Origin of the sequence: Mesorhizobium sp. M8A.F.Ca.ET.165.01.1.1 (genome assembly GCF_004792065.1) — a bacterium.
GTDB lineage: Bacteria > Pseudomonadota > Alphaproteobacteria > Rhizobiales > Rhizobiaceae > Mesorhizobium.
Genome location: NZ_SRTH01000259.1, coordinates 1 through 282 on the forward strand (window position 1 = coordinate 1; position 282 = coordinate 282).

The window sequence follows — 282 nt, forward strand, 5'->3', positions numbered from 1 at the left end:
CGTGACCAGTCGACGGTCGTCGCTTACCGGCTGGTCGTTCAGGCGCACGGCGCCACCCTGGACGTGCCGCCTTGCCTCGCCATTGGACGATGCCAGCCCCGCGCTGACCAATAGCGACACGTTGCCGACCGTCGAGACGGACAGGGCCGCGCTCGAATCCGGCGTCGGCATCCTGTCGCCCCCTTGTCTATTGCCGCATCGGACAGAGGCGCGCCCATCAGCGCCTCGACCTTGGCGTTGAAGCCGTCGCGCGATTTGCGCAGCAGCGTGGGCTCACCGATC

The 282-nt window shown here is 68.1% G+C and carries 1 pseudogene; it reads right to left on the reverse strand.

What is annotated here, in order from left to right:
* Window positions 1–135, reverse strand: a pseudogene (locus EN808_RS36005) (S4 domain-containing protein); the annotation flags it as partial.
* Window positions 136–282 lie beyond the last annotated feature (147 nt).